The organism is Pseudoalteromonas sp. SR43-7 (assembly GCF_014163785.1).
Taxonomy (GTDB): domain Bacteria; phylum Pseudomonadota; class Gammaproteobacteria; order Enterobacterales; family Alteromonadaceae; genus Pseudoalteromonas; species Pseudoalteromonas distincta.
This window is the reverse complement of sequence record NZ_JACJDY010000012.1, coordinates 132531-139673: the sequence shown is the minus strand read 5'-3', so window position 1 is coordinate 139673 and position 7143 is coordinate 132531. Positions and strand designations below refer to the sequence as shown.

General features: G+C 39.6%; 10 protein-coding genes. 5 read left to right on the top strand and 5 right to left on the bottom strand.

Annotated elements, in window-relative coordinates:
• Window positions 1-164 precede the first annotated feature (164 nt).
• Genes H5087_RS11160 through H5087_RS11150 form a run of 3 tightly spaced genes read right to left on the bottom strand, consistent with a single transcriptional unit; the run spans window position 165 to window position 1691 of the window.
• Window positions 165-614, bottom strand: coding sequence for a flavodoxin (locus tag H5087_RS11160; RefSeq protein WP_010553680.1), 450 nt, complete (start codon window positions 612-614; stop codon window positions 165-167).
• On the bottom strand, window positions 614-1378 hold the full coding sequence (gene truC / locus H5087_RS11155) for a tRNA pseudouridine(65) synthase TruC (protein WP_182672059.1): 765 nt from the start codon (window positions 1376-1378) through the stop codon (window positions 614-616). Before truC ends, H5087_RS11160 begins: the two co-directional genes overlap by 1 nt.
• Window positions 1371-1691: a YqcC family protein gene (locus H5087_RS11150; RefSeq protein WP_182672058.1), complete on the bottom strand. Its 321-nt coding sequence runs from the start codon at window positions 1689-1691 to the stop codon at window positions 1371-1373. The genes truC and H5087_RS11150 overlap by 8 nt, the downstream gene beginning before the upstream one ends.
• A 104-nt stretch (window positions 1692-1795) precedes the next feature.
• Between H5087_RS11150 and H5087_RS11145 the strand changes: the two genes are divergently transcribed.
• The gene (locus H5087_RS11145; RefSeq protein ID WP_165744938.1) at window positions 1796-2824 is read left to right on the top strand and encodes a DUF3549 family protein; all 1029 of its coding nucleotides are present in this window, start codon (window positions 1796-1798) and stop codon (window positions 2822-2824) included.
• A complete protein-coding gene (locus H5087_RS11140) occupies window positions 2825-3124 on the top strand; it encodes a DUF3301 domain-containing protein (protein WP_002963032.1) in 300 nt (99 codons plus the stop codon). It begins immediately after the preceding gene.
• Window positions 3125-3973: 849 nt separating this feature from the next.
• On the opposite strand, the gene H5087_RS11135 is transcribed toward H5087_RS11140, so the two are convergent.
• Window positions 3974-4627, bottom strand: coding sequence for a GNAT family N-acetyltransferase (locus H5087_RS11135; protein ID WP_024597670.1), 654 nt, complete (start codon window positions 4625-4627; stop codon window positions 3974-3976).
• A gap of 153 nt (window positions 4628-4780) precedes the next feature.
• On the opposite strand from H5087_RS11135, the gene H5087_RS11130 reads away from it, so the two are divergent.
• The 3 genes from H5087_RS11130 (at window position 4781) to H5087_RS11120 (ending at window position 6167) form a co-directional block, all read left to right on the top strand.
• Entirely contained in the window at window positions 4781-5017 is a 237-nt protein-coding gene (locus H5087_RS11130) for a DUF2789 domain-containing protein (protein ID WP_002958240.1), read from the top strand.
• A 96-nt stretch (window positions 5018-5113) separates the two neighbouring features.
• Window positions 5114-5380 carry a hypothetical protein gene (locus H5087_RS11125; RefSeq protein WP_182672057.1) on the top strand — a complete coding sequence of 89 codons (267 nt, stop codon included), beginning with the start codon at window positions 5114-5116 and terminating at the stop codon, window positions 5378-5380.
• 13 nt (window positions 5381-5393) lie between these two features.
• Window positions 5394-6167, top strand: coding sequence for a Zn-ribbon-containing protein (locus H5087_RS11120; RefSeq protein ID WP_002958242.1), 774 nt, complete (start codon window positions 5394-5396; stop codon window positions 6165-6167).
• A 377-nt stretch (window positions 6168-6544) separates the two neighbouring features.
• On the opposite strand, the gene syd is transcribed toward H5087_RS11120, so the two are convergent.
• Entirely contained in the window at window positions 6545-7084 is a 540-nt protein-coding gene (gene syd, locus H5087_RS11115; RefSeq protein WP_182672056.1) for a SecY-interacting protein, read from the bottom strand.
• Window positions 7085-7143 lie beyond the last annotated feature (59 nt).

Sequence of the window (7143 nt, the reverse complement as noted above, 5' to 3'; positions counted from 1 at the left end):
CACTGCTCTTATTTAAGCTTCCAGCTAGACGAGAGGATAGAAGATATCCCCGATGGGTTAAGCCAAAACCATCTAAGTATCCCCATAAAAAGAAAGATGCCAGTCAGCTTAACTGACTGGCATTAAGCGCATGCGCTCCTTTTTTAATACCTTAAAATTAAGGGTTAAGCAGGTAGTTTTTCTAGCCATACTTTTAACCAAGGCTCGGTTACCGGCCACGGTTCAAAATCTTCACATGCATCTATTTCTAGGCGGTTGCCCACAGGCTTTGCTTGTAAATCACGAAGTAGCTCGTCAAAGCTTCGCCCTGCGCCACAAAATGTATCGCCGTAACATCTGTCACCCATTGCAATTACACCAAATGGTTTATCGGTAAGCATTGGGAAAGTGCTATTCATTGCAAAGTACAATCCGGCCAAATTACTCGGTACATCACCTTGGCCTGTTGTGGAGGTAACAATTAAAATATGCGATGCATTTTTTATATCATCAAGTGATGCTTCAGTAATTACTGTAGCAGTATGACCCGCTTGCTCTATTGTGGCTGCAACTTCATCGCTTAAACGCTCTGCACCACCATTAACGCTGCCTACAAAAATACTAATATGTGCCATTAATAATCCTTTTCTTGCTCTGGCCAACCTAGCTGCTTACATATTTCAAGCATGTCTTCACCTAGTGGCGCCTTAATTGTTATTGATTCATTACTATAAGGGTGCACAAAACTAAGCTCTGTTGCAAATAACATTAGTCGTCTTAGTTCAAAATGACCCCTAAAAAATTGATTATGCTGGTTATCACCGTGATTTACATCACCAATAATAGGCAGTGATAAGTGCTTTAAGTGTCTGCGAATTTGATGCTTGCGCCCTGTTTTTGGAAAACACTCAACCAACGAGTAACGCACTGTTGGGTACTTACCTATAGGAATAGGCAATGCAACTTGGTGCAAGCAATTAAACTGGGTTTGCGCTTCTTGCGGTGCTTTGTCTTGATCTGCAAACTTATCGGCTATTTTATCAAGTTCTTCTTTAAGCGGTTTATCTAGAAATACTGACTCTGGCGCAAAGCCGCGCACTAAGGCTAAATAACGTTTAGCGATGGTGCCTTCAATAAATAGCTGGTTCATATCACGAGCTGCTTCAGAGCTCAGTGCAAACAGCAATACGCCCGACGTAGGTCTATCGAGCCTATGTACTGGAAATACATGTTGCCCTAGCTGGTCGCGCAACATTTGCATAGCAAACTGGGTTTCGTGTTTATCTAAAAACGAGCGATGCACTAATAAACCTGAAGGCTTATTTATTGCCACATAGTTTTCATCTTGATACAAAATAGTCAGCTCGCCATATTCAATAGGCGCTAGACGCTCACTCATTTGGTTCTCCTAAAAAGGTATCAAGGGCTGTTAGTAATTCAATAATTTCATCGCTTCCGGCTTTATTCACAAGTGTCATTTGCGCCATAGGGGCGATAGCAAAGTTACGCGGTAGTGGTTGCCTATGTGTTAATAATTGCTGTATTTTTTCAATAAATACAAATTGTAACCACTGCTCAAATGCCATTGTATCGTGACAAAAAGGAGTATTTGAAAGCAGTGCCTCAGCGTCTATTGGCTCACTTTGCCAAAGCGCGTGTTTTTGTAAAAGTGCCGTTAGCTGCACTAAATAAGTTTGGGTTTGCTGGTACATAACCACCCTCTTTTATATATGTAATGCAATTATACCCTGTTCCCTCATAGGCGGCTATGACGTATAATTAATGTAATTTTGCAGTAAAAACAGTTGAGAAAACAATGAGTGATCAAATAGCTACATTAGGTCAGCTTTTAGATGGTGCGGGTACTCAGTGGCGTGCTTTTGATATTGGCAGGCACATTACTAAGCTTGATAAAAAACAATTTTTAGCTATTGAACAAGCTCAAGTGCCTTACCCTTATCCACTTGCTGGTCATGCATGGCTCGCTATTCAATTTTGGGATACTAAAGCCAGTAAAGAACCGTATGTATGGTTTTTAAAATTTCCACTTGATGAGCAAAGTATGCTTGTCAGTGCTAGTCGCGATCACTTTGCTGATATGGTTATTCAAGCGCTAGGCACTGAAATCACAGGCGAACAAGCCGATGGAAAGCTTGATAATAACCCTTATGTTTTTACACCAAACGCAAATAAATTAGCGGCATTTAACGCCCAAGTAAAAGTACTATTAAAACAGCCTGCATCGCAGTATTACGAGCATGCACAACTGTACTTTAGCGGTAAAATTGGTTTTGATAATTGGCAAAGTGTTGCACTACAGGGTATTGCCGATTTTGCACTACGCTTAGACAGCGATACAAACTTAAGTAATCTGCAAAAAGCATGGGCGCATTTACCTATTGAAGTACTACAACCACTCAGTGCAATGCTTGAACACGTTGAAATACCAACATCAATGAGTGAGTTACTTGTTGATTACACCCAGGGTGCAATTAGTAACAACGACACAGTGGCTATAACCGCAGCACTAAGATCAGCTTCAAAAGGTCAAGCTCAAGGGTTATGCGCTCAATTAGTCGATACTGTACTAAGCTCACCAGTGAGGCACGACTCTGACGTTTTACTAACAATAGCTGGGCGGTGTTTTAAGCAATTAGAAAACCCTGAACGCTTACATGTATTTATGGATAATTGCGCGCATCATCAAAAAATTGAAGAATTGTTTCCAAGTATTTTTGCTGACTTAGTTGCAATACCGACTATTCGCCCGCATTTATTAGGCTTATTACGTAAAGAAAATCGTAGCGAAACCCTCGCGCGTGCAATTGGAAGGTTATTCTCTTAAATGGCAAGTTTATGGACGTTCATACTTATTGGTAGTGTAATTTACTTATTTTGGCTTAACCGAAAGGTTGCTGAAGCGGCGAACGTTCATGCTAAACGTCAAAGTGAGCAACTGCAGGTGCAGTTGATGAGTGTTGCATGCACAAAACGCCGCTTTGGTTTTTTAAAGAACGGCAAGCCAGGCATTAAAAGTGAATTTATATTTGAGTTTTCAAGCGACGGTGAAAATGCTTATCAAGGTGTGTTAATTATGGAGAATGAGTTTTTGAAAAGTGTGGTTGTTCCACCGCATAAAATATAAACTTAATATACTTTAAGAGTGTGTGTCTTAAATTAATAAATTTAATTCAACACAAAAAACTAAGGCGTAACTAAAGTTACGCCCCAATTGGACTGCATCCTGCTAGATATCCATTATCTTAAATCCGTATTATCATCCCCTGAACGAGTAAACAACCTTGTTTACCCTCACATTGCATCCTGCAATATCCATGGCCACCTTGGCATACCCACGAAATCTATCGTTTGGCTACATCCGTAGCATCATCCTTGGTAATCCTTTTAAGTAGCTCCTGCCACTTTTGCATCCTGCAATATCCATAGCCATCTTGGCAAACCCACGAAATCTATCGTTTGGCTACGTCCCGTAGCATCATCCCTAGTAATCCTTTAAAGTAGCTCCTGCCACTTTTTGCATCCTGCAATGTCCACTTGCCATCTTGGCAGTCCTGCGTAAACTAACGCTCCTGCTACTTCCTGTAGCGTCATCCGTGATTATCCTAAAGTAACTCCTAGCTACTAAGTGCTTCATGCACTTCCTTATTCTTCCTTGTATCCGTTTTAGCTTGTCCTTTATGCTTCCTGCTAGCGTCTGCTATGTTGCCTATTCCTTATCCCTGGCAGTAACTCAATCATTGAGCTATGTCGTCTTGACAAAGAGAAGTTTAAAGCAATCAGGGGGGAGAAATAGGACTTAACACTAAATAAATAAACGTCACAAAAATGAAAAAACAAAATAAACACTGCAGAACAATGACTTAGAACAAAAAAGGCTACTTATTAGTAGCCTTTAAGTGACAATGCTTACGATGATGTGAGATATATCTCACGGTCTTATGTCCGTTTGGGCGCATTGGCTCACATTATAATTTTAAATAGTTGGCTCAATTATTGATTTAAACAGTAACTCGCCCTCTACTTGATTAAAAGTAAGGTGTTTAAAAGCTTCAAACTTTTCAGTTTTAAAAAATTCAATGTGCTCCTTACGTGTTACAAATACAGCCATCCCCGTTGACTCAGCGTTACATTTAACTAAATCATCCAGCCCACGTAGTAAGTAACGGCCAAAGCCTTGTCCATGAAAGTGTGGGTCTACGGCAATAAAAGCTAAAAAATAGTAATTGCCTTTTTGTTTAAGGGCGTCTCTAATTGTTTGTTCTTTATCTATTAATTGATTTGTTTGTAAGTAGCCCGCACTCAGCATTAATTTTAAACGCCAGTGCCAATAACGCTGCGCTTGTAATTGGCTATTAGATTCAAATACACACGCTACTGCTTTTAATTTATCGTTGCGGTATAAACCAATTAATGGCTGTTTTTCTTGCCAAAAACTACTGAGCTCTTCGCGAATTAATGATCGTAATTTTTTTTCGTAAACTGATTTATTTTCGTCATTGTAGCTAAGCATGTTTAGTAATACAGGATCGTCATGATAAGCCTGATAAATTAGGCTCGCTGCAGTACTAATATCTTCTGCAGCTAAATACTGTACGCTGAACGTATCAGCTGGTGTGGTTACACTCATTGTATTTCCTTTATTATTTTAGCTATAGGCTGTTTAACTTTAAACCTAACTATATACCTAAAATTATTAACCGTAAATTCAGCGAGAGTTTAACTAGCAGGAGGTACAGTTAGGTACTAGTATGAATTTTCATTCATTTAAAGGAGCAATATCATGGATACGACAAAACACGACATTAACACACTTTTTGCACAGCTTGGATTACCAAATAGTGATGAGCAAATAGACGCATTTATTGCCTCACATGAATTAGAAGACACAACATTACTCCAAGAAGCTTCTTTTTGGGATGAGGCACAACAGCACTTTTTAGCTGAATCCCTTGCACAAGACGGAGATTGGAGTGAAGTAATTGACGAGTTAGATGTACGCATTCGTCAAAGTAAGTAATTTTATTTAATGTACCCTCCCTTATTTATTGCTAACATAGCATCTGCGCAGCATTTATATGCTGCGTATTTATTTTATTAAAGAGTTATATATCTAATGAATTCAGTTGTATTTGATGCAATCAAAGTCCTTCTCGATGAAGGCAAAACCCCTACTGTAGCACTAACTAAAAGCCGTTTGGCGCAACCGGTTCCAATGCCAATGATTATTGCAGCAGTAAGCCAATATAAAAACAATCCTGATTCAATTAATAACTTCATGAGAAACCCACAGCAGTCAGATAATACTGAGCTTAAAACAAGTCAATTAGATAGAATTGAGCAAAAACTCGATAAACTTCTTGCGCTGCTAGAACAAGAATAATTTGAGACTATAAATGTTCGTTGTTGATTTAACTTTTGATTGCTACCAAGACACTACCCTAGAACAAGCCGAACAAGCAATAAATCGCTTAGTAAATGCACTGCGTTTTAATGGTCAAATAATGGGGGAAGAATTTCCAACCGTTTTAAAAGATGGATTTTTTATTACCCGCGTAATGTGCCCTACTGAAGATGCAATGCACCCGCTAAATAACAGCCCGTTTGTTAAGCACAGTATCGAAAAGTTACATAGTGCTGGGCTACTTGCGCCAAAAGTAAAAGTGATTGGACAAGATATTCACTCCAACGGCGCTGATTGCTGCAAAGAACCATCAAGTTATATTTTATATACAACCTATGTGCATACGTGCAGTCCGCTTTATTGTGGTGATGACTTTTTGCCTGTGCCGCTATTTCGTATTCCGGCAATTGCTAATGGTGACTATAAAACGCTTATAAAATGGCAAGAAGATTGGCAAGCCTGCGATCAAATCCAAATTAATGGCGCAACCCGTTGTGAGTTTCCGGCGCTTGAAGAAATATCGAGTATTCAAAGCGACTTATACAGACGCGGAAAAGACATAACAAAGCGAATTAGTTTTTTAACTAAAAAGCCAACCTATTATTATTTATACCGTGTAGGCGGCGTAGATAAAGCGTCTGAACTTGAACGAAAGTGCCCTAGTTGTAATGGCGACTGGAAATTACCTGAATCGTGGTTTGGGTTATTCGACTTTAGGTGTGAGCCATGTGGCTTAGTGTCTAATATATCGTGGGATTTTCAGTAACCATTAGGGCGTGTTGACCTTTGTGAATTGAAATTTGTTCAATCTTGGGACGATTTAATCGCGGCGCGAGGTTTGTAACCTAGTGGGCTCGGTAACTGCTCCTGCGTTACCCTACTGGCTTACATCCATGTAAGAATAAGTAAAAACCGAGCAACAAAGAGTAAACCGTCCCTAGAAAGAACCCAAAGGGCAGCGCATGTTTGGCATTTATGCTTCGTTATCGCCTATTTATGGGGAGTAACTACACTACATAGGCTCTGCCTTGCCTAAAAACCAAACATACAGCTGCAAAATCAACCACGAAAGGTCAACACGCCCTAGTAATGGCTCTAAAAATCAGATTAGTGATGACGCTAAGCTGATTTATTAAATACGTTTTAAACCTCTAATGCCTTTAAAAAAGCATTAATGTTAGGTGCAAGTACATGGTGTGTTTTTTTGCCGACAAACTCTAAACATACTTCACCAGTGTGCACCAATACACTTACTAGTAAATCATCTTGATCTGTTAAACCAATAAATACTGTTTCTGGTTGCTTGAGCTTGCGTTTCATTAAAACGTGGCCCGTTATATTTTGCTGTAGCAAATTAAAGTCTTCTTCGTTCCATGCTTGTAGTAATTCAACCTGATGCCCATCAATACTTGCTAAAATACTTCCACCGTACATATGTCCGTATAGCTCGCTAAGCGCTTTTGGAAACTCAAGTCCTAGTGCACTGGCTAAATCATTAAGCGAACCTGCAGGTCGCTGACGCGCCCCCTGCCATTGAATGTTTCCTTGCTCGTCAACCTCACCAACTTCACATGGGCTTGGCCATTGCTCGTCGTGCGCAATAAGTGGGTACTTTGTAGTGTTTTTAAGGGTATTTTCGCTAAATGTTTGATGAAGTTGTTCTATAAGCAATGCAACAGACATACTGTGAAACTCATTTAAATTAGATATAATGTCCCTATTGTAACTATTTAAGAGCAAAC

What these genes read in the sequence shown, in the direction of transcription:
- H5087_RS11130 (WP_002958240.1), top strand. Translation starts at nt 4,781, where the DNA reads ATGGATACGACAAAACACGACATTAACACACTTTTTGCACAGCTTGGA.
- H5087_RS11145 (WP_165744938.1), top strand. Translation starts at nt 1,796, where the DNA reads ATGAGTGATCAAATAGCTACATTAGGTCAGCTTTTAGATGGTGCGGGT.
- H5087_RS11160 (WP_010553680.1), bottom strand. Translation starts at nt 614, where the DNA reads ATGGCACATATTAGTATTTTTGTAGGCAGCGTTAATGGTGGTGCAGAG.
- H5087_RS11150 (WP_182672058.1), bottom strand. Translation starts at nt 1,691, where the DNA reads ATGTACCAGCAAACCCAAACTTATTTAGTGCAGCTAACGGCACTTTTA.
- H5087_RS11140 (WP_002963032.1), top strand. Translation starts at nt 2,825, where the DNA reads ATGGCAAGTTTATGGACGTTCATACTTATTGGTAGTGTAATTTACTTA.
- H5087_RS11120 (WP_002958242.1), top strand. Translation starts at nt 5,394, where the DNA reads ATGTTCGTTGTTGATTTAACTTTTGATTGCTACCAAGACACTACCCTA.
- truC (WP_182672059.1), bottom strand. Translation starts at nt 1,378, where the DNA reads ATGAGTGAGCGTCTAGCGCCTATTGAATATGGCGAGCTGACTATTTTG.
- H5087_RS11125 (WP_182672057.1), top strand. Translation starts at nt 5,114, where the DNA reads ATGAATTCAGTTGTATTTGATGCAATCAAAGTCCTTCTCGATGAAGGC.
- syd (WP_182672056.1), bottom strand. Translation starts at nt 7,084, where the DNA reads ATGTCTGTTGCATTGCTTATAGAACAACTTCATCAAACATTTAGCGAA.
- H5087_RS11135 (WP_024597670.1), bottom strand. Translation starts at nt 4,627, where the DNA reads ATGAGTGTAACCACACCAGCTGATACGTTCAGCGTACAGTATTTAGCT.